16 protein-coding genes are annotated in these 20,610 nt (G+C 61.3%); all 16 read left to right on the forward strand.

Annotated features, from left to right (window positions below):
* Positions 1-97 precede the first annotated feature (97 nt).
* The 16 genes from ACWHXD_RS00715 to ACWHXD_RS00790 all read left to right on the forward strand — a co-directional run bounded on the left by ACWHXD_RS00715 (position 98) and on the right by ACWHXD_RS00790 (position 20,608).
* Complete coding sequence (locus tag ACWHXD_RS00715; RefSeq protein ID WP_138761809.1) at positions 98-1,678, forward strand: glycosyltransferase family 39 protein; 1,581 nt, start codon at positions 98-100, stop codon at positions 1,676-1,678.
* Between the two features lie 32 nt (positions 1,679-1,710).
* Complete coding sequence (locus tag ACWHXD_RS00720) at positions 1,711-1,956, forward strand: DUF2789 domain-containing protein (protein WP_032894235.1); 246 nt, start codon at positions 1,711-1,713, stop codon at positions 1,954-1,956.
* 101 nt (positions 1,957-2,057) lie between these two features.
* On the forward strand, positions 2,058-3,587 hold the full coding sequence (locus ACWHXD_RS00725; protein WP_138761808.1) for a Fic family protein: 1,530 nt from the start codon (positions 2,058-2,060) through the stop codon (positions 3,585-3,587).
* On the forward strand, positions 3,584-4,000 hold the full coding sequence (locus ACWHXD_RS00730; protein ID WP_138761807.1) for a hypothetical protein: 417 nt from the start codon (positions 3,584-3,586) through the stop codon (positions 3,998-4,000). Before ACWHXD_RS00725 ends, ACWHXD_RS00730 begins: the two co-directional genes overlap by 4 nt.
* A 291-nt stretch (positions 4,001-4,291) precedes the next feature.
* On the forward strand, positions 4,292-4,711 hold the full coding sequence (locus tag ACWHXD_RS00735) for a MarR family winged helix-turn-helix transcriptional regulator (protein WP_003187465.1): 420 nt from the start codon (positions 4,292-4,294) through the stop codon (positions 4,709-4,711).
* Positions 4,708-6,786 carry an FUSC family protein gene (locus ACWHXD_RS00740; protein ID WP_056782539.1) on the forward strand — a complete coding sequence of 693 codons (2,079 nt, stop codon included), beginning with the start codon at positions 4,708-4,710 and terminating at the stop codon, positions 6,784-6,786. The genes ACWHXD_RS00735 and ACWHXD_RS00740 overlap by 4 nt, the downstream gene beginning before the upstream one ends.
* On the forward strand, positions 6,783-6,992 hold the full coding sequence (locus ACWHXD_RS00745) for a DUF1656 domain-containing protein (RefSeq protein ID WP_003187469.1): 210 nt from the start codon (positions 6,783-6,785) through the stop codon (positions 6,990-6,992). Before ACWHXD_RS00740 ends, ACWHXD_RS00745 begins: the two co-directional genes overlap by 4 nt.
* A complete protein-coding gene (locus ACWHXD_RS00750) occupies positions 6,989-7,879 on the forward strand; it encodes an efflux RND transporter periplasmic adaptor subunit (protein ID WP_032894228.1) in 891 nt (296 codons plus the stop codon). Before ACWHXD_RS00745 ends, ACWHXD_RS00750 begins: the two co-directional genes overlap by 4 nt.
* Positions 7,876-9,318, forward strand: a complete 1,443-nt coding sequence (locus tag ACWHXD_RS00755; RefSeq protein ID WP_138761806.1) for an efflux transporter outer membrane subunit — start codon at positions 7,876-7,878, stop codon at positions 9,316-9,318. The genes ACWHXD_RS00750 and ACWHXD_RS00755 overlap by 4 nt, the downstream gene beginning before the upstream one ends.
* Before the next feature lie 81 nt (positions 9,319-9,399).
* A complete protein-coding gene (locus ACWHXD_RS00760; RefSeq protein WP_019819550.1) occupies positions 9,400-10,032 on the forward strand; it encodes a hypothetical protein in 633 nt (210 codons plus the stop codon).
* A gap of 252 nt (positions 10,033-10,284) precedes the next feature.
* Positions 10,285-11,781, forward strand: coding sequence for a YdgA family protein (locus ACWHXD_RS00765; protein WP_138761805.1), 1,497 nt, complete (start codon positions 10,285-10,287; stop codon positions 11,779-11,781).
* Between the two features lie 337 nt (positions 11,782-12,118).
* Positions 12,119-14,599, forward strand: coding sequence for a poly-beta-1,6 N-acetyl-D-glucosamine export porin PgaA (gene pgaA / locus ACWHXD_RS00770; protein ID WP_138761804.1), 2,481 nt, complete (start codon positions 12,119-12,121; stop codon positions 14,597-14,599).
* A 12-nt stretch (positions 14,600-14,611) separates the two neighbouring features.
* Positions 14,612-16,609 (forward strand): poly-beta-1,6-N-acetyl-D-glucosamine N-deacetylase PgaB, encoded by a 1,998-nt coding sequence (gene pgaB / locus ACWHXD_RS00775; protein ID WP_003187477.1) that lies wholly within the window; start codon positions 14,612-14,614, stop codon positions 16,607-16,609.
* A gap of 2 nt (positions 16,610-16,611) precedes the next feature.
* Entirely contained in the window at positions 16,612-17,952 is a 1,341-nt protein-coding gene (gene pgaC, locus ACWHXD_RS00780) for a poly-beta-1,6-N-acetyl-D-glucosamine synthase (protein ID WP_014716391.1), read from the forward strand.
* A 2-nt stretch (positions 17,953-17,954) separates the two neighbouring features.
* On the forward strand, positions 17,955-18,431 hold the full coding sequence (pgaD, locus tag ACWHXD_RS00785; RefSeq protein WP_138761803.1) for a poly-beta-1,6-N-acetyl-D-glucosamine biosynthesis protein PgaD: 477 nt from the start codon (positions 17,955-17,957) through the stop codon (positions 18,429-18,431).
* Positions 18,432-18,886: 455 nt separating this feature from the next.
* Positions 18,887-20,608 carry a ShlB/FhaC/HecB family hemolysin secretion/activation protein gene (locus ACWHXD_RS00790; protein ID WP_138761802.1) on the forward strand — a complete coding sequence of 574 codons (1,722 nt, stop codon included), beginning with the start codon at positions 18,887-18,889 and terminating at the stop codon, positions 20,606-20,608.
* Positions 20,609-20,610 lie beyond the last annotated feature (2 nt).

Genomic DNA, 20,610 nt, shown 5'->3' on the forward strand with positions numbered 1-20,610 from the left:
GATTCCAGCGGCGAGGCCAGGCCTTTTGGCCTAGAGTGGCGGTGTTTGCGCATGCGCAGTGTTTGTCCTGCAAGAGGGCAGTAGTAGCGGAGTCGATATGCGTCGGTCTGTGGTAGAGCAACACGAAAAAGTCGAGGCACTGCCTGCTTTCCATCGCTTGAGCTGGGAGAGCGCCGGCTGGCTCAGCCGTTTGTGGTGGGTGCCGATCCTGGCGCTGGCCATGACTCTGCGGTTTTACCACCTCACCTCGGCGGCGATCTGGGGCGACGAAGGCTCAAGCCTGTTGCTCAGCGAATACGCCCTGGCCGACCTGTGGTTCCACGCGGCCCATGATGTGCACCCGCCGCTGTACTTCTTGCTGCTGCGCGGTTGGATCGAGGTGTTCGGCGACAGCATCGGCTCGATACGCAGCCTGAGTGCGATCCCCGGCGTGGCCGTCGTGGGCCTGGGCATCTGGCTGACACGGCAACTGTCCACCCGACGCGCAGCCGTGCTGGCGGGGATCCTGCTGGCTCTACTGCCCACGGCGGTGCGCTACAGCCAGGAAGTGCGCATGTATTCGCTGCTGGGCGTTTGGCTGCTGGGCGCCACGCTGGCGCTGGTGTACTGGGTGCGCCAACCCGAGCGCACACGTTACCTGGCCGTCTATGTGCTGTTGATGAGTGCCGGTTTTTACACGCATTACTTCACGGCGCTGTGCGTGCTGGTGCATTGGGCTTATCTGGCAATGCAGAGGCCCGGCCACCGTTTGATTACGCGGCCTGCCTGGTGGGCGGCCAACGTGGCGATAGTGTTGTTGTATCTGCCCTGGCTGCCCAGCCTGCTGGATTTGGTGCAGCACGTCGAACAGCTCAAAGTCGGCGGCGACATTGGTTGGGAAGAGCCGGTCAACCTGCTGTCCCTGCCGTCGATGGTCTGGCAGTTCCTGCTGCAGGATGACGGTCTCGGCCTGTGGCCGCCGCTGTTCTGGCTCTTCCCTCTGCTGCTGACCGTGGTGGTTGTGCTCACGGCCTGGCGCAACCACGCGGCGCGCCTGCCGGCACTATTTTGCTTGCTGCCGCTGCTGTTGGTCTATGGCGTTTCCTTTATCTCGCCGGTGTTTATCGAGCGCTACCTCACGGTGTATGCGTTGGGCCTGCCGATTGTCCTGGCGCTTGCCATCGACCGTTTGCCGCCCCGTTTGTCCTGGCTGGGCGTGGCGCTGTTCGCGCTGTTTGTGGGCGTAGAACTGCTGGGGTTAAAGAACAATTTTGAGGTGGATGAACACGACCAGTTCAACGTGCCCGTGGAGTTCGTCAATCGCAGCTACCAGGAAGGCGACCGCATCATCCTCAGCGACATGCTGTGGTACCTCAGCTACGTGTATTACGACCAGACCGACGCCCAACTGCAGCTCTTCACGCCGCCCAAACCCGACGGCACCGCGACCCGCCCGAATGCTTATGGCTTCGGCACACTGGTGGACCAGGACGGTGGCCGCATCTATCTGGACCGCCTCTCGGCACTGCCAGCTCAAACGCGGCGGGTATGGTTGATCAGCAGCAACGAAGCCCCAGATGAATTCGCGCCACTGCCCAACGGCTGGCGCGAACTCAGTCGCCAGGACGGCGGTGGCGCCAGGGCGCGGCTGTTCGTGCTATGCAACGCACCGGCGCCGCAACCCGAAGGCTGCCGCTAGACTCACTTGAACCTACTGATGAGGAGCCTTTCATGGAATCGCCACTGCACAGCTTGCCGGCTTTGTTCAAACAGCTTGGCCTGGCGGATGACCCGGTCAGTATTGAGCAATTTGTCGCCTCTCATTCGCCGCTCAAGCCGGAGTTGAAACTGGCGGATGCGTTTTTTTGGAGCGACGCCCAGAAGGCATTTTTGCGTGAAGAGATTCTGGAGGATGCGGATTGGGCGGTGGTGGTGGATGAGTTGAATCTGATGTTGCGGGGTGGGCGAGGGGTGTAAAAAAATATGCAAAGAAATGCGAGTATGTAAAAAAAAATGGCGAGCGGTAAAAAAAACTGGGCTTTAATCGCTTAAGTGAATTTTTTCTGGAAAAGCTCGCCATGCCAACAGTCGGATACGCTCATCTGTGTGAGGCGCTGGATCTAAAGCTTATCGCACCGTCGCGGGCCGCGATGATCAAGCCGGTGACCAGGATTACCCTGATCGGTGACTGTCTGGCGGTGCCCCATTCGGTGGCGCCTGCCCAACATGCACTGTTTGAGCATGTGCTGTTTGCGCTAAAGCATGAAGGCGTGAACCTGGCGATACTTGCCCAGGTGTTTGAACAGCTTGGCCCAGAATCGTTTTTGGAGGCGCTGGCCGACTCGCCCAACGGTGCATTTATCCGAAAAGCCTGTTTTCTGTGGGAAGGCTTTACCGGGAAAATGCTGGATCACACCCTTCCTGTTCGTGGTCGCGTGGTTCCCTTGTTCGATCCCCAGCGCTATGTCACCGGCCCGAGCATTCGCAACAGTCGTTGGCGAGTGGATTTCAACGGTTTGGGCTCTTTGCATTATTGCGCCACCGTTGAGCGAACGCCTGAGCTGGAAGCGTTGTTGGCGCTTGATGTATTGGCTCGCGCCAAATCCTTCATGGCCACCCTCCCACCCGAAATGATGGATCGCGCCATCCAATGGGCGTACCTGCACGAAACCCGTGATTCATTTGCCATCGAAAAAGAACAACCCAGCGAAGAAAAATCCCGCCGCTTCGTTCAACTCCTGCGCCAGGCCCACGAAGGCCGTTTGCTCACCGAGGACTACTTGGTCGAGCTGCAAAACAGCACCGTCTCCAATCCCTTCGACAAAGCCGTTGCCTTTCGCCACGAACAGAACCATCTGCACAACGGGCTACGCGGCGCAGCCGGTGTGAGCTACGTGCCGCCAGCTCCCGCGCTTTGCCAGGAATTGATGGAAGAGCTGATGGCCTTCGCCAACCAGCCCGTGCGAGACGTCGATCCTTTAGTGGCGGCCGCGGTCACCGCTTTCGGTTTCGTCTTCCTGCACCCGTTCATGGACGGTAATGGGCGCCTGTCTCGCTTCCTGATTCACCAGACGCTCTGCCACTACGGCGCACTGGAAAATGGTTTGCTGCTACCGGTCTCCGTCGCCATGAAGCACGAGGAACAAGCCTATCTGGAGGCACTCAAGACCTTTTCCCAGCCAACCCGTGAATTCTGGAACGTTACCTGGCTGGATGCGGACCACATGGCGTTCGACTTCATCGGCCACCCTTCGATCTATCGCTACTGGGATGCGACCCGTTGCGTCGAATTCACCCTGCAAATGGCCCGCCGCGCACTGGAAGTGGAACTGCGCGAAGAAACCCAATTCCTCGACCGCTACGACCGTGTGATCAAAGCGGTGAACCAACGCTACGACGTGCGCGGCAGTGATCTGTCGAAGCTGGTGATGATGTGCCTGGATAACGGTGGGAAGCTTTCCAAGCATCGGCGTAAGCAGTTTCAGTACAGCGTGGCGGAGGAGGTGTTTGGGTTTATTGAGGAGGAGAGCTTGAGGTTGATGGGGGGAGTAACAGGTCAGCCAGTCACACCAGATGAGGCGTATGAAAAAAAAGAGGGTGCAAAATGAGCCGTCGCAGAATTTGGCTGTTTTGGGGAGCGATGGATGCGATTTATCTCATTTGGTATGCGTCCAATAGTTTTTTAAACAATAGAATTCCGTATCTAAGTGATGTGATAAGCGCTTCAAATGTTTTGCGAGCGCACGGTGATGTGCAAATAGTTATGTTTGTGGGGGCGTTGGTTTTACAGGCCTCAATTTTTGCATCCTGCGCCATGTTTTTTCTTCAGAAAAAATCAGTCGTGTGGCTTGTCTTTTTTCAAACCCCCTTACGACTTGTGCTCGTTATCCCCTCCGTTTCGCTCCTGTTGATTGGCGCTCGAGTTTTGCCGCAGTACAACGTCCTGGCAATGGCTGGATTGATCGGTGCGTCGGAGATTTTAAAAGTCTGGAGCGTTTGGCGATGGAGCAAAAAATGCTGACGCTGACCTAATGTGCGGGCTTGCCCGCGAAGGCGGCGTGTCAGTCACTGAATATTCAACTGAACCACCGCTTTCGCAGGCAAGCCAGCTCCCACATTTCGTTTGTCGCATGGCGAATATCGCGATTTGCTGGTGCCCACCCTCAAATCCGCTTTACTCAAGCCACATCCCACCACTCATCTGCGAAATTGTTTCAAAACTTGACGGCAAACCCTTCCTCCACCATATTGATAGTTAGCAAACTAACTGTATGCGAACTATCCAGTGCCTCAATCCCTCGAACAACTCCAGATGAGCCTCAGCAGCAGCATGGTGGTGGGCGCCCGTAATTGGCGCAAAATCTGCCAGACCACGCTGGTGAGCTATGGCATCTCCGAAGCCTGCGCCGTGCCGTTGTTGATGATCGGTCGCTTGGGCGACGGTGTGCACCAGGTCAAAGTAGCCCAGGCTTCCGGTATGGAAAGCCCATCACTGGTGCGCCTGCTCGACCGGCTGTGCGGTGACGGCTATGTCTGCCGCACCGAAGACATCCACGACCGCCGCGCCAAGGCCTTGAGCCTCACCGAGCGTGGCCGTGAGTTGGTGCAGGCGGTGGAGGCGCAACTGGTGCGCCTGCGCAAGGATGTGTTGGCAGATATCGCCCCCGACGATCTGCAAGCCGCACTGCGCGTACTGCGCGCCTTCGAAGCGGCTGAGGCTGTGTCGTCTTGAACGGATTTTTTACCGGCTTCCCGCCTGCCCGCGACTGGTTCTACGGGGTGCGTACCTTCGCTGCGTCGATGATCGCGCTGTACATCGCCATGCTCATGCAAATGCCGCGTCCGTACTGGGCGATGGCCACGGTGTATATCGTCTCCAGCCCGTTTGTCGGGCCTACCAGTTCCAAAGCCCTGTACCGCGCCATCGGCACCTTGATGGGCGCGGCGGCGGCGGTGCTGTTTGTGCCGATGTTCGTGCAGTCACCCTACATTCTGGTGGTGGTGATTGCGCTGTGGACCGGCACTTTGCTGTTCTTGTCCATGCACCTGCGCACCGCGAATAACTACGCCCTGATGCTGGCCGGCTACACCTTGCCGCTGATTGCCCTGCCGGTGGTGGATAACCCCTTGGCGGTCTGGGATGTGGCGGAGGCGCGTACCGAAGAAATCTTCCTTGGCATTGCGGTCGCGGCGGTGGTGGGCGCGATGTTCTGGCCTCGGCGCCTGATGCCGGTGTTCGATGGCTCGGTGGCCAAGTGGTTCAGCGACGCCCAGGTCTATAGCCAGCGCTTTCTCAGCCGCAAGGTCGACCCGGAAGAAGTCAGCAACCTGCGCGGCGGCATGGTCGCCACCTTCAATACCCTTGAGTTGATGATCGGCCAACTGCCCCACGAAGGCGCGCGCCCGCAGACGGTACGCAACACCAAGGAACTGCGCGGGCGCATGATTCACCTGCTGCCGGTGATCGACGCGTTGGATGATGCGGTGTATGCCATTGAGCACCGTGCGCCGGAGTTTCTTGATCAGCTCACGCCGCTGTTGGAGGAGGCCAATGCCTGGCTGCAAAGCACCACCGAACAAGCGCCCCTGGATCGCTGGCGCGTGCTGCGTGACAAGATCGACGCCGCGCAACCCCAAGGCGAAGCGCTGGATGACCGCCACACCTTGCTGTTCTCCAACGCGCTGTATCGCCTGGGCGAATGGGTCGACCTGTGGCAAGACTGCCGCAGCCTGCAAGCCGCCATCCAATGCGAAAGCCAGGACACCTGGCGCGCTGTCTACCGCCACTGGCGCCTGGGCCGACTCACGCCGTTCCTCGACCGTGGGCTGATGTTCTACTCGGCGTTTTCCACCGTCACCGCGATCATCGTCGCCTCGGTATTGTGGATTCTGCTGGGCTGGACCGATGGCGGCAGCGCCGTCATCCTCGCCGCCGTGGCGTGCAGCTTCTTCGCCTCGATGGACGACCCGGCGCCGCAGATCTATCGGTTCTTTTTCTGGACCGCCATGTCGGTGCTGTTCGCCAGCCTGTATCTGTTTCTGGTGCTGCCCAACCTGCATGACTTCCCCATGCTGGTACTGGCCTTCGCCGTGCCGTTTATCTGCATCGGCACCCTTACCGTGCAGCCACGCTTCTACCTGGGCATGTTGCTGACGCTGGTGAACACGTCATCGTTCATCAGTATTCAGGGCGCCTATGACGCGGACTTTCTCAACTTCGCCAACGTCAACCTGGCCGGGCCCGTAGGCTTGCTGTTCGCCTTTGTGTGGACGTTGATCGCCCGGCCCTTCGGCGCCGAACTGGCGGCCAAGCGCCTCACCCGTTTCAGCTGGCGCGACATCGTCAGCCTCACCGAGCCCGCCACCCTGGCCGAGCACCGGCACATGGCTGCCCAAATGCTCGACCGCCTGATGCAACACCTGCCGCGCCTGGCCCTCACCGGCCAGGACACCGGCATCGCCCTGCGCGACCTGCGCGTGGCGCTGAACCTGCTCGACCTGCTGGCCTACTCGCCACGCATCCTCGGTGTGCCACGGGTGTTGCTCAACCAGGTGGTGGAAGGCGTGGGCGGTTACTTCAAGGCGTGCCTGAAAGCGGGTGAACGCTTGCCCGCGCCCAGCGGTCTGCTGATGACCCTGGACCGCACGCGCCGTGCCCTCAACGGCCAGGGCCTGCAAGACGAAGACGACACGCGCCTGCATCTGCTGCACGCCTTGGCCGGCCTGCGCCTGGCGCTGTTGCCCGGTGTGGAGTTCATTGGCGGTACAGAGATGCAAGCGCCGTTACCTGATGGAGCGCCTTTATGATCGGTGACCTGGATATCAGCGGGGTGTTCCTGCCCACGCTGCTGGTGCTGATGGGCATTACTTATGTGTTGTTTCTGGTGGTGCACGGGTTGTTGACGCGCATGCACTTCTATCGCCTGGTCTGGCACCGGGCATTGTTCAATGTGGGGCTCTACGCGCTGTTGCTGGGCGCTGTGGACTCACTCAGTCGATATTTGATGACATGAAAAAACCTTTTTTGACTATCGGCCGTGTCGTCCTGACGTTGTTGGTCGTGAGTTTCGCGGTCGTCGTTGTGTGGCGCATGGTCATGTACTACATGTTTGCGCCCTGGACCCGTGACGGCCACATCCGTGCCGACATCGTGCAGATCGCCCCGGACGTGTCCGGGCTGATCCAGCGCGTGGACGTGCGCGACAACCAGTTGGTGACCAAGGGCCAGGTGCTCTTCGCCGTTGACCAGGACCGCTTCAAGCTGGCCCTGCGCCAAGCCCAGGCCGCCGTGGCCGACCGCCAGGAAACCCTGGCCCAGGCCCAGCGCGAGTACAAGCGTAACCGTGGCCTGGGCAACCTGGTGCCCAGCGAGCAACTGGAAGAGAGCCAGTCCCGCGTCGCCCGCGCCCAATCGGCCCTGGCCGAAGCGCAAGTGACGGTGGACTCCGCCCAACTCAACCTCGACCGCTCGGTGATTCGCAGCCCCGTGGACGGCTACGTCAACGACCGCGCACCGCGTACCCAGGAATTCGTCACCGCCGGGCGCCCGGTGCTGTCGGTGGTGGACAGCAACTCGTTCCATATCGACGGTTACTTCGAAGAGACCAAGCTCGACGGCATCCACGTCGGCATGGGCGTGGACATCCGTGTGATCGGCGACAACGCGCGCCTGCATGGCCATGTGCAGAGCATCGTCGCCGGTATCGAAGACCGCGACCGCAGCAGCGGCTCCAACCTGCTGCCCAACGTCAACCCGGCGTTCAGCTGGGTGCGCCTGGCCCAGCGAATCCCCGTGCGTATCGCCTTTGATGACGTGCCGGCGGACTTTCGCATGATCGCCGGGCGCACCGCGACGGTCTCGATTATCGACGACAAGGTTAAAGACGGGGACAAACCATGAAGCGGCTTCTGGCAACCGCTTCCCTGGGGTTGTTGCTGTCGGCCTGCCAAGTGGTGGGGCCCGATTACAAACTGCCGGAACAGGCCGCCGTCAACCGTGGCGACCTGCAAGGGCCGATCATGGGCGAGGGCAGCAACGTCGTCTCGGCACCGGTGCCGGCCGATTGGTGGAAGCTGTACAAAGACCCGCGCCTGGACGAACTGGTGCGCCAGGCCATGGCTTCCAACACCGACCTGCGCGTGGCCGCCGCCAACCTGCAGCGCTCGCGTTACCAGGTGCAGCAGGCTGAATCCGCTGGCGGCTGGAGTGCCGGCGTCAAGGCCGAGGCCCAGCGTTTGCAAGAGTCTGGCGAGGCCTTCCTGCTGCCGGACAAAGTCCCGGTGGGCAATATCGGTAGCGTCGGGATTACCACGTCTTATCAATTCGACCTGTTCGGCACCCTGCAGCGTGGCATTGAAAGCGCCCAGGCCAGCGCCGACGCCACCCAGGCTGCGGCAGATATCGCCCGCATTACGCTGGTGGCCGATGTGGTGCGCTCGTATACCCAGGTGTGCGCGGCCAACGAAGAACTGGCGATTGCCAACGAGTCCCTCGACCTGCAAGCCCAGAGCACCAAACTGACCCAGCGCCTGCGCGATGCCGGGCGTGGCGATGAGACCCAGGTGACTCGCTCGCAAACCCAATACAAATCCCTGCGCGCCGACATACCGCGCTATGAAGCCTCGCGTCAGGCGGCGCTGTTCCGGCTGTCGATGTTGCTGGCCAAACCGGTCGACCAATTGCCCGCGGGCACCGGCACCTGCGCCGAGCTGCCGCATATCGCCCAACTGCTGCCGGTGGGCGACGGCGCCACGCTGCTCAAGCGCCGCCCCGACGTGCGCCAGGCCGAACGCCAACTGGCCGCCGCCACGGCGCGTATCGGCGTAGCGACCGGCGCGTTGTACCCGGATATCAGCATCGGCGCCACGGTCGGCACCGTCGGCTTGCTGGAAAACCTCGGCACGCCTGCCACCAACCGCTGGGGCTTTGGCCCAATGATCAGCTGGACCGTGCCAACCAACGGCGCCCGCGCCCGCGTGCATGAAGCCGAAGCGGCAACTCAGGGCGCCCTGGCCCACTTCGACGGCGTGGTGCTCAACGCCATCCGCGAAACCCAGACCGGCCTGGCCCAATACACCGCCGTATTGCAGCGCCGCGACGCCCTGGCCGACGCCGAACAGTCAGCCCGAGAAGCGGCAGGCCAGACCCACCGCTTCTTCCAGGCCGGCCGCGAATCGTTCCTGGCCGACCTGCAGGCCACCCGCACCTACACCGACATGCGTGCGCAACTGGCGGCCGCCAACACCCAGGTTGCCATGAGCCAGATCGACCTGTTCCTGGCCCTGGGCGGCGGTTGGGAAAGCGGACGAACGCAAGGGCAAAAACCCGGCAAACCGTGAGGTGATTGCTATGCTTTCTTGGGTGAGGCCCGCTGACGCCTCGCCCGACAAAGCTCGCGTTTGCTCATGGGGATTCCAAGAATGAAAAACCCTTATGCTCCCGCTTTCTGGTGCGTGCTCTTTGCACTGGTGTTGTTATCGGCCGCGTATTTTTATGGCGTCATGCTCGCCCATCAACTCGACAAGGCCATGGTGTTCCTCGACAGCGCCTGCCTGGTGATCGGCACCTTGTCCATCGGCGTGGTGGCCTGGGCGTCGTATCAAAACCAGCGGGTGAAGAAAAAACTCCTCGAACAGGGCAAGACCCGCGTGGCGATCTGGGACACCAAGGTTGCCCTGCGCCGCGTCGAAACCGTGTTCGACCGCTATTTCTGGGGCAGTTACTGGCAGCCGGGGCGCACGTTCCAGGAAGTCATGGGCGACCTCACTGGCACACCCCTGGAAAAAAGCCTCGAAGTCCTGAAAAAACAATGCGTGCTGCTGGATCGGCAGGTTGCCGACGGTAGGCATTGGCTGGATAACGCGCGGGAATTGTCCGACGTGGCCACGCAAATGGCCCGCGAGCGTTACCAGCTGGATTTTTGCGACCCCAAGGCCGACACCCCCGGCAATGCCGTGATACACCGCGAGTTCGAGGTGCTGGTGTACACCTGGACCGCACGCTTGAAGAGTTTTGATCACCAATTGGATGAAGTCGAACAAGAGTACTCCTGAACTCCTGCTGAACTGATCCCTCTGAAAGGCTGGGCCGTTTACGCCCGCCAGTGCTAATCTTCCCCAGCCTTTGGCCTCTCGGGCCACGACTGTAGGAGCGAGCTTGCTCGCGAAAGACGCCAACGATAACGCGTGCATCCTGGATGAACGCGGTGCCCCTGCGGTCTTCGCGAGCAAGCCCGCTCCTACAGGAACCCCTCTAGGGTTCAAGGAAGACAGCCCACTTCTCACAGGATTTGATCAGGTCACTTCATGAATAAGCCAGCCGTTGTTTTCTTGGGTTTTGTTGTCACCGTCGGCGCCGTCAGTGCGGGCGGTGCCTGGTACACCGGTAAACAACTGGAGCCGGTCCTGCAAACCGCTATCCAGAGCGCCAATAAAGAACTGCAGACCTCCATGGCCGGCGTCGATGGCAGCGTGACCCTGGAGCTGGTGTCCCTGGACCGTGGCGTGTTCAGCAGCACCGCGCACTATCGCCTCAAAGGCCAAGGCAGCGTGTTCGGCGAAGATAACCCGAACCCTGAATTGCTGTTCGTCGACCATATCGAACACGGCCCGCTGCCGTTCTCGCGCCTGGTGACCCTCAAGTGGTTGCCGGTCATGGCCACCAGTCACTACGAACTGGAAAAGAACCCCACCACCGAAAAATGGTTCGCTGCCAGCAAAGACGTATCGCCCCTCAAAGGCGTGGCGAATATCGGCTATAGCCGTTCGGTCAGCGGCAACATCGAATTGCTGCCCCTGGAATTCAAAGAGGCCACCTCCTCGGTGAGCTTCTCCGGCGCCAACCTCAACTTCGACAGTAGCGCCGAAGGCCAGAAGGTCAAGGCCGAAGGCTTCATGAACAGCCTCAAGGTCGCCGCAGTGGACGCCGAAGGCGCACCGTTCGAAGCAGAACTGGCCGGCTTGACCGTGGCCAGCAACCTGGAAAAAACCACCTTCGGTTTCTACACCGGCCAGAACACCGTGGAGCTGACCGACACCAAGGTCACCTTCGGCCCGCAAAAAGCCGTGCTGACCCTCAAGGGTTTCGAGCAGAAAGACTCCAGCGAGACCAAGGACAACAACCTGGCTGGCCGCGTCGACTACAAGATCGACGAGATCGGCTACCAGGGCAAAGCAGTCGGTTCGGCCGCCATGGCCGTGAGCATGAAGAACGTCGACATCCCGGCGATGCTGGTGCTGACCAAGCTCTACCAGGACAAAATGCAACCGGTGCAAGCCGCCGCCGCTGCCGGCCAACCGGTGCCGGAGCTGCAAATGACCGAAGCCGAGCAAGCCCTGGCCGAAGCCAACGTCAACCAGGTGCTGGCCGCCAAGCCGCAACTGGCCGTGGAAAACCTGTCGCTCAAAACCACTCGTGGCGAAAGCAAGTTCAACCTGGTGGTGGACCTGACCAAGCCAACGTCCATGGAACTGCCGCCGGTTGAACTGGGTAAGCAAATGGTCTCGCTGCTGGATGCCAACCTGACCCTGTCCAAGCCGATGATCAGCGACGTGGCGGCCCTGCAAGCCCAGGTGGGCGGCGTGACCGACCCGCAAGCCATCGAACAGCAATCGCAGATGGCGGCCGAGATGGTCAGCAGCATGGCGGTTGGCACCCAAATGGCGACCCTGGTGGGCACTGATGTAGTTTCCAAGCTGCACTACGCCAACAACGAAGTGACCTTCAACGGCCAGAAGATGACCGTTGAGCAGTTCCTCAGCTTCGTGATGTCCAAAGCCGGTGCGGTCAGCGGCGCCCAATAAACCTCAAATGCGGTAAAAAAATGTGGGAGCGGGCTTGTGTGGGAGCTGGCTTGCCTGCGATAGCATCGCCTCGGTCTGGCTGAATAACCGAGGTGCCTGCATCGCGGGCAAGCCCGGCTCCCACCCAAATCTTGCTCCCACATTTGTTTTTTGTGAGGGGCAAAACACCGCGCTCGCACAATTCTGAATAAATGTTTTGATTTGAGCTTTTCTGAACCGCACTCGGTGATAGTGCATCCAGGAAAGCTAGGTCGGGTCACGAGACGCCGACACCCTGATGCGTTTCGCTCAGGATCACCTATCGTTAAGGCTTTCCGTGTGTAAGGAAGCTCACGATATGCTGCGAAACCACCCCTACAGTGCCTCCGGCCGGTTGCGTCTGCTTATCGGGGCCGCCCTGTGCAGCCAATTGCTGGTTCCAGGCCTTGCGTTTGCCGACCCAGCCTACGACGCCCTGATCATCCAGGCCCGCAACGGCCACTTCACGCCAGCGCTGACCCAACTGCGCCAGCTCTCCGCCGAACGCCAGACCCCAGGACAGGTCAGTGACCACCTGGTGATCGCCGGCTGGGCCGGGCAAGACGCTGAAGTGCTCAAGGTGTACGAAGCGCAAGGCAAGCATCGCAACCTCACCACCCAGGCACTCGCCACGGTGGCGCGCACTTATCGCAATCAAAAGCAGTGGGCTCAGGCCGAAGCGGTCTATCGCCAGGCGTTGCTGCGTGAACCCAATAACGTCGACCTGCAACTGGGCCAGGCCCTCACCCAGGCCGATGGCGGCAAAGCCAACGAGGCGGTGCAACGTCTGCGCACGCTGGTGGCGGCCCAACCCAATGACCCCAACCGCCGCATGGCCCTGGGGTATGCGCTGACACGCGCCGGTTTGAACTATGACGCGCTGTTCGAATTTGACCAAGCCTTTATCCGCGCCGGTGACAAACCCGAAGTGGCCCGCGAATACATCGTCGCGCTGCAAAAGGCGCGGCTGCCGGAGCCGGCACTGCGCCTCTCAGCCAAGCGCCCGGGGTTAGTGGACGCCGTCACCCAGCGCCGCCTCGAAGGTGACCTTGCAGCCGAGCGTGTGCGCATGGCCGAGTTCGCCACGCGCAGCGAAAAGGAACGCTACGTCATTGCTGACCGTGCCCTGCAGGACTACGACAAACTGATCAGCCGCTGGGCCCCCGACGCCACAGCCAAGGACGATGTCGTTCGCTGGCGCATCGACCGCCTGGGCGCGCTCAAGGCGCGAGCACGGCATGCCGAGGTGATCCGCGATTACCAAACCCTCACCAGCGAAGGCGTGCAACTGCCCACCTACGCCTTGCGTTGGGTCGCCGGCTCTTACCTGGAACAGCGCCAGCCGGAAAAGGCCGAGCCGTTGTACCGCCAGGTACTCACCGCCCCCGACACCGACGCCAGCTATCGGGTCGATGACAGCACGGCGCTGTTCTACGCCTTGTTGGAAAGCGACAAGGTCGACGAGGCTCGCCAGGTCGCCAACAACCTGGCCAAGGAGCAAAACCCTCGCGTTGAACTCAAGGGCTTGCCCATTGGCAACCCCAATGACAACTGGATGGACGCCCAACAATTATCCGCCCAGGCCGGTACCTATGGCGGTGACCTGCCCGGCAGCGAAGCCAGCCTGGAAGCGCTGGTGGCCAAGGCGCCGGGCAACGTGGGCCTGCGCCTGGCCCAGGCCGACATGTACCGCGCCCGCGACTGGCCGCGCCGCGCCGAAGGCACGCTCAAGGAAACCGAAACCCAGGCCCCCCGCGACATCGGCCTGGAAGTCTCCCAAGCCTATACCGCCATGGACTTGCAAGAATGGCGGCAGATGGACACGCTCACCGACGACGTGCTCGCCCGCAACCCGGACAACCGTCAGGTGCAACGCTTGAGCCGCCTGCGCGATGTGCACGACATGGCCGAGCTGCGTGTCGAGGCCTACACCGGCAAAAGCTACGGTGGCGGCAATAACAACGACGCCGGCGCCGTCTCCGGCAGCCGAGACTGGGGCATCGAAAGCGTGATCTACACGCCGCCCATCGACGAAGACTGGCGCCTGTTCGCCGGTGCCGGCTATGCCACCGCCGACTTCGAGGAAGGCACCGGCCAACATCGCTGGCAGCGCGTGGGCGTGGAGCGTCGCACCCGTGATATGACCATCGAAGCCGAAGTGTCCAACCATTCCTATGGCGACGGTTCCAAGCAAGGCGCCAGCGTGTCGATTGCCCGCGACATCAACGACCACTGGCAATACGGCGGCAGCCTCGGCTATTTGCTCAGCACCACCCCGTTGCGAGCCTTGAATGACGGCGTCACAGCCAACGGCGGCAGCGGTTTTATCCGCTGGCGCGCCAACGAAAGCCGCGAGTGGAAGCTGACCCTCAGCCCGTCCCATTTCAGCGATGGCAACGACCGCTTCGAAGCCTTGCTCACCGGCCGCGAAGGCCTCTACAGCTCGCCCCATGTGCAAGTGGACCTGGGCCTGGAAGTGGGCGCCAGCCGCAACAGCAAGGAAGACACCGTGTACTTCAACCCGAAGTCGGACTTCACGGTGTTGCCCATGATCAACGTCAATCACGTGCTCTATCACCGCTACGAAACCCAGTGGAGTCAGCAGTTCCAAATCGGCGCGGGTACCTACAGTCAGCGTGACTATTCCACCGGCGGTATCGGCCTGATTGGCTACGGCCAACGCTATCGCTGGAACGACGTACTGGAAATGGGCGCCAACCTCAGCCTGATCAGCCGACCTTATGACGGTGATCGCGAACGCGATCTGCGCCTGCTCGTCGACCTCACTTACCGTTTCTAAAAGAGCCTGACCATGACCGTCCTCAGCCGTTGCTTGTTGGTCCTGGGTGTAATGCTGGCCGCCGCCTGCGCCCAACAACCCGCGCCCTACACCCCACCCGCCGAACGGCCGATAGCGCCCAACGAAGCGCCGTGGCCGAAGAACCACTTTTTGGGCATTGCCTATCACGACGTGGAAGATCGCGACCCCGATCAAGCCGTGGTGGCGGTGCGCACCGAGCGTTTGATCGAGCAGCTGGCGTGGCTGCGGGAGAATGGCTACCAGGCGGTCAGCGTCGATCAGATTCTGGCGGCCCGGCGCGGCGGCCCGGCATTGCCACCCAAGGCGGTGATGCTCAGCTTCGATGACGGTTATTCCAGCTTCTACACCCGCGTGATGCCGATTCTGCGTGCTTATCACTGGCCGGCTCTGTTGGCTCCGGTGGGCTCCTGGATCGACACGCCGTTGAACCAACCGGTGGACTTTGCCGGTACACCACGACCACGCGGAGAATTCCTGACGTGGCAGCAGATTCGCGAAGTGTCCCAGTCCGGCCTGGTGGAAATTGCCGCCCACACCGATGCCAACCACAAGGGCATCCTCGCCAACCCCCAGGGCAACCTGGAACCGGCCGCCACCACGCGAAGCTTTGACCCCAAGACCAACGGCTACGAAAGCGAAGCGCAGTTCCAGGCGCGTATGCGGGCTGACGTCGCGGCGATTTCCAACAAAATCCGTACCGTCACCGGCAAGGCGCCGCGTGTATGGGTGTGGCCGTACGGGGCAGCCGATGGCACCTCGTTGGCGGTGGTGGGCGAGCACGGCTATGAAATGGCATTGACCCTGGAGGATGGGCTCGACGACCTCGGCAACCTGATGAACAGCCCACGCTTTCTGGTGGCCTCCGACCCGGACGGCGAGCATTTTGCCAACAGCATGGTGGCTGTGCAGGCCAAGGCGCCGATGCGCGTGCTGCACGTAGACCTGGACAACGTATACGACCCCGACCCGGCCCAACAGGCGCGCAACCTCGACGTGTTGGTTCAGCGCGTGGTGGACATGGGCGCCGGCACCGTCTTCCTGCAAGCCTTTGCCGACCCCAAGGGCGACGGCCTGGTGCATTCGCTGTACTTCCCCAACCGCCACCTGCCGATGCGGGCCGACCTGTTCAACCGGGTCGCCTGGCAGTTGCACACCCGCGCCCATGCCAGTGTGTACGCCTGGATGCCGGTGCTGAGTTTCGCCCTGGACCCCAAGCTGCCGCGTGTCACCCGCTGGGACCCGAAAACCGGCCAGGTCGGCCCCGACCCGGATCAATACAAGCGCCTGTCGCCGTTTGATCCCAAGGTGCGGCAGATCATCGGTGAGATCTACCAAGACCTGGCGCGTGTAGGGCCGATTGACGGCATCCTCTACCACGATGATGCGGTGTTCAACGACTTCGAAGACGCCAGCCCCGCCGCGCTCAAAGCCTACGCCGCCCAAGGCTTGCCAAACACCATCGCCGCCCTGCGGGCCGACCCGGCCGTGATGCAGCGCTGGACCCGCTTCAAAAGCCGCTACCTGATCGACTTCACCCATGAGCTCACCGCCAAGGTCCGCGCCATCCGTGGCCCGCAGGTGCTGACGGCACGCAATATCTTCGCCGAGCCGATGCTCAACCCTGGCAGCGAAACCTGGTTCGCGCAGAACCTCGATGACTTCCTCCAGGCCTACGACTGGACCGCGCCGATGGCGATGCCGTTGATGGAAGGCCAGGAAGTGAAAACCTCCAACGCCTGGCTGGAAAAACTCATCGCCACGGTCAAGACGCGCCCCGGCGCGATGGAAAAAACCATCTTCGAATTGCAAGCCAAAGATTGGCGCACCCAGGCCGCACCGGATATCAGCGCTGAGCAATTGGCAGAGTGGATGGGTGTACTCAAACGCCAGGGCGTCACCAGTTTCGGCTACTACCCGGACAACTTCCTGGAAAACTCCCCGGACTTGAAGACTATCCGTCCGGCCCTCTCCAACCAATGGAACCCTTGATCATGGTTGACAGAATCCTGGCTCTATTCGTGTTGGCACTGGTACTGGGCTTGCCCCTGGGCCTGATCTTCCTGGTGACCGGGCAGTTTTTGATGGACTTCGTGTTCTTCTACCCGTTGTTCATGTCGGCGCTGTGGATCGCCGGTGGCCTGTACTTCTGGCTGCACTGGGAACGCCACTGGCCCTGGGAAGAAGACACGCCGGCGCCGACCCTGGCCGGCGAGCCGCTGATCTCGATCATCATCCCTTGCTACAACGAGGGCGATAACGTCGCCGACACCATTGATGCGGCCCTCGGCCAGGTGTACCCGAACATCGAAGTGATCGCCGTCAACGATGGCTCCAGCGACAACACCGCCGCAGTACTCGATGCCCTGGCGTTGCAACACCCGCGCTTGCGCGTGCTGCACCTGGCGCAGAACCAGGGCAAGGCCGTGGCCCTGCGCATGGGCGCCGTGGCTGCCCGCAGCGAATACCTGGTGTGCATCGACGGCGATGCGTTGCTGGATAAAAACGCGGCGGCCTATATGGTGGCGCCGATGCTCGACAACCCACGCCTGGGCGCTGTGACTGGCAACCCGCGCATTCGTACGCGTTCGACCCTGATCGGCCGGGTGCAGGTGGGCGAGTTCTCCTCGATCATCGGTTTGATCAAGCGTACCCAGCGGGTGTTTGGCCGGATCTTCACGGTCTCCGGTGTGGTGGTGGCGTTCCGCAAGAAAGCCCTGGACCGCATCGACTACTGGAGCACCGACATGATCACCGAGGACATCGATGTCAGTTGGAAGCTGCAACTCGATCACTGGGCGATCTTCTACGAGCCGCGCGCGCTGTGCTGGATCCTCATGCCCGAAACCGTCGGCGGCCTGTGGAAGCAACGCCTGCGCTGGGCCCAGGGCGGCGCCGAAGTGCTGTTCAAGAACATCCGTGGCATTTGGCAATGGCGCCACCGCTACCTGTGGCCGCTGTTGTTCGAATACTGCCTGTCCACCGGTTGGGCCTTCACCTTTCTGCTGTCGGTGATCTTCTGGGCCGTGGGTAAATTCGTCACGCTGCCGGCGGCGATCACCGTGAGCTCATTGGTGCCGCCCGCGTTCACCGGCCTGGTGCTGGCGATGGTGTGCCTGCTGCAGTTTGCGGTGAGCATCCTGATCGACCGTCGCTATGAAAAAGACCTGTGGAAAACCCTGTTCTGGACCGTGTGGTACCCGATGGTGTTCTGGCTGGTGAGCCTGCTCACTACTCTGGTCAGCTTTCCCAAGGTGTTGTTCAACCAGCATCAGAAACGCGCACGCTGGGTCAGCCCGGACCGCGGTATCAAACCTGCACAAGAGGAGGCGTGAGCATGAAACTGGTCAGAACTCGCCAAAACACACTGATGTGGGTCGTCGATGTGCTGCTGACCCTGCTGGCCTGGGGTGGGTTGATTTGGCTGCTGGCGCGAGGCATCAGCGCCATGCTTGAAACCCACGGCGGCCCACGCATCGAGGCGCCGATCTTTGCGGCGCTCAACACCTTGCAGGTTTACCTGTGGATCGCGCTGTTCAACGCGGTGATCCTGATCAGTTGGGCGCGCTATCAGCAGCATCGCGGGCGCAAATTCGCCCAGCGCCGCGCCGAGGCCAATGCGCTGAGCGACCAGCACCTGAGTGAAAGTTTCAACTTGGGCGATGGCGACCTTGAGCAACTGCGCCGCCCCGGCGTGCTGGTCATCCACAACGATGAAGAGGGCGGCGTCGAAGAAGTGAAATCCCACGTCTCCCGCGACGTCGAACGCCCCGGACTGACCCTGGTGCCCGACAAAGACAAGGGCATTATGTAGGAGCGAGCTTGCTCGCGAAAAACGCCAACGATAACGCGGGCATCCTGATTAAACACGGCGCCTGTGAGTTTTTCGCGAGCGAGCTCGCTCCTACAAAATGGCGCGGGTGCTCCCCACTGGGTTCAACGCACGCGTTGCAATTCCGATAAATGGGATCCAATTCACAAAACCCCCGCGAACTTTTCCCCCTTCTCCGGTACTAACCTAACTCGACGAACACCTGATGGCTAAGTAATGGCAGTCGGAAAGTCATTCGTCGAATCGCCATCAAAACAGTTGCCGCTTGTCGGAATAATCACCGCAAGTGCCCGACTTAAACTCTTTTGATGAAAAATTATTATTAATAATCAACGGGTTAGAAAACTAATCAGTCGAACGGCCCCACTTCGCCCGTTTCTAGGCGAGCTGGAAGTTCGATGTTAGTTTCGCGGCCCTTGATTTTCGATGGATCGAACATGTCTTCGTTATTGCCATGGACCCGGTTATTGCTCTGCACCTTTCTGCTCACTTGCATGGGCCTGAACAGTGCATCCGCCGCCCCCACGCCTGGCGATCAGGACTTGATCCGCGACCGGCAGAACCGCTTGCTTGAAGAGCAACAGCGGCGCCTGCAGGAACTCCAGGACCTGCCCGGCAAAGCGGACAAGCCCCAAGCCCCGGCAACCCCGGCCGACACCCGTTGCTTCCCGATCAAAACCATCGAACTCAAAGGCGCCGACAGCCTGCCGGCGCTCGACCGCGAGCGTTTGCTCAAGCCCTATATCGGCCAATGCCTGGGCGTGTCCCAGCTTAACGACCTGCTCAAAACCATCACCGACTACTACCTCGGCAAAGGCCGCGTCACCAGCCGTGCCTACCTGCCGCAGCAAGACCTCTCCACCGGCCATCTGCAAGTGCTGGTGGTGGAAGGCAAGCTCGAAGCCCTGCGCAGCGCCGAAGGCAGCACGGTGACCGATCGCGAGCTGGCCATGGCCTTTCCTGGCAAGGTCGGTGAAGCGCTGAACCTGCGTGAAATCGAGCAACTGGTGGACCAGCTCAACCGCCTGCCGTCCAAACAAGCGCAGATGGAACTCACCCCCGGCCAGCAAGTGGGCGGCAGCGACGTGGTGGTCAAGAACACCGCGCAAAAGCCCTGGCGCGCCAGCCTGTCGCGCAACAACGACGGGCAGAAAAGCACTGGCGAACAGCAATGGGGCGCTGGCCTGGAGTGGGACAGCCCACTCGGCCTGGGCGACCAACTGATGCTGCGCGGCGGCCACGACGCCATCAGCGACCACCAGAAAACTTCGAAAAACACCATGCTCTACTACAATCTGCCCTGGGGCTGGTGGAACTTCAGCTACACCTACAGCGAAAGCGACTACCGCACCTACGGCGTGACCGACGGCTTCAAATACAAGCAGGACGGCGACAACCAGAACCACCAACTGCGCGCCGAGCGGGTGATCCACCGCGATGACGTCAGCAAGACCTCGGTCAACGTCGGCCTGGCGCACCTGCGCACCAACAACTACATCCTCGACGTGCGCACCGCGCCCAGCAGCAACCGCCTCAGCGAACTGCAACTGGGCGTCAACCACGGTCGGCGCATCGGCAGTGCCTTCGTCAACCTGGACCTGGGCATGCAAAGCGGCATCGGCCTGCTCGACGCCCAGGCCCAAGACGAGCGTGACCCAGCAGGCCGTCGCCAGCCGAACTCGCGCTACCGCAAATACACCGCCACCGTCAGCTACCTGCAACCCTTCAGCCTGTGGGGCGAGTCGTTCAGCTTCAGCAGTTTGGCCACCGGCCAACGCAGTGAAGACCCGCTGTTTTCGCCGCAGCGCATGAGCCTTGGCGGCTCGGCCTCGGTGCGCGGTTTCAAGGACCAGTTGCTGACCGGCGACAGCGGCGGCTACTGGCGTAACGAAGTGCGCTGGGCGCGCCCGGTGACCCTCGACTGGATGCGCCCGGCCTTCGCCGAGTACGGCGCCAGTGTCGGCTACGACCAGGGCGTGATCCGCAACGACCGCTACAACGGCAACGTGCATGGCCGGGTGTCCAGCAACTCTCTGGAGCTGTTCGCCCGTGGCAAACACGTCAGCACCAGCGTGACCTTTGCCCATTCGTTAGAAAGACCCGGTGTGGTGACCGAGCGCGAAGCGCCGATCTACTTCCGCATGGATTTTTTCCTGTAATT

The sequence above is a fragment of the Pseudomonas fjordensis genome, assembly GCF_976987115.1.

Bases quoted from the DNA above. Each gene is read 5' to 3' on its own strand.
- ACWHXD_RS00715 (WP_138761809.1), top strand. From the start codon at position 98: ATGCGTCGGTCTGTGGTAGAGCAACACGAAAAAGTCGAGGCACTGCCT.
- ACWHXD_RS00720 (WP_032894235.1), top strand. From the start codon at position 1,711: ATGGAATCGCCACTGCACAGCTTGCCGGCTTTGTTCAAACAGCTTGGC.
- ACWHXD_RS00725 (WP_138761808.1), top strand. From the start codon at position 2,058: ATGCCAACAGTCGGATACGCTCATCTGTGTGAGGCGCTGGATCTAAAG.
- ACWHXD_RS00730 (WP_138761807.1), top strand. From the start codon at position 3,584: ATGAGCCGTCGCAGAATTTGGCTGTTTTGGGGAGCGATGGATGCGATT.
- ACWHXD_RS00735 (WP_003187465.1), top strand. From the start codon at position 4,292: ATGAGCCTCAGCAGCAGCATGGTGGTGGGCGCCCGTAATTGGCGCAAA.
- ACWHXD_RS00745 (WP_003187469.1), top strand. From the start codon at position 6,783: ATGATCGGTGACCTGGATATCAGCGGGGTGTTCCTGCCCACGCTGCTG.
- ACWHXD_RS00750 (WP_032894228.1), top strand. From the start codon at position 6,989: ATGAAAAAACCTTTTTTGACTATCGGCCGTGTCGTCCTGACGTTGTTG.
- ACWHXD_RS00755 (WP_138761806.1), top strand. From the start codon at position 7,876: ATGAAGCGGCTTCTGGCAACCGCTTCCCTGGGGTTGTTGCTGTCGGCC.
- ACWHXD_RS00760 (WP_019819550.1), top strand. From the start codon at position 9,400: ATGAAAAACCCTTATGCTCCCGCTTTCTGGTGCGTGCTCTTTGCACTG.
- ACWHXD_RS00765 (WP_138761805.1), top strand. From the start codon at position 10,285: ATGAATAAGCCAGCCGTTGTTTTCTTGGGTTTTGTTGTCACCGTCGGC.
- pgaA (WP_138761804.1), top strand. From the start codon at position 12,119: ATGCTGCGAAACCACCCCTACAGTGCCTCCGGCCGGTTGCGTCTGCTT.
- pgaB (WP_003187477.1), top strand. From the start codon at position 14,612: ATGACCGTCCTCAGCCGTTGCTTGTTGGTCCTGGGTGTAATGCTGGCC.
- pgaC (WP_014716391.1), top strand. From the start codon at position 16,612: ATGGTTGACAGAATCCTGGCTCTATTCGTGTTGGCACTGGTACTGGGC.
- pgaD (WP_138761803.1), top strand. From the start codon at position 17,955: ATGAAACTGGTCAGAACTCGCCAAAACACACTGATGTGGGTCGTCGAT.
- ACWHXD_RS00790 (WP_138761802.1), top strand. From the start codon at position 18,887: ATGTCTTCGTTATTGCCATGGACCCGGTTATTGCTCTGCACCTTTCTG.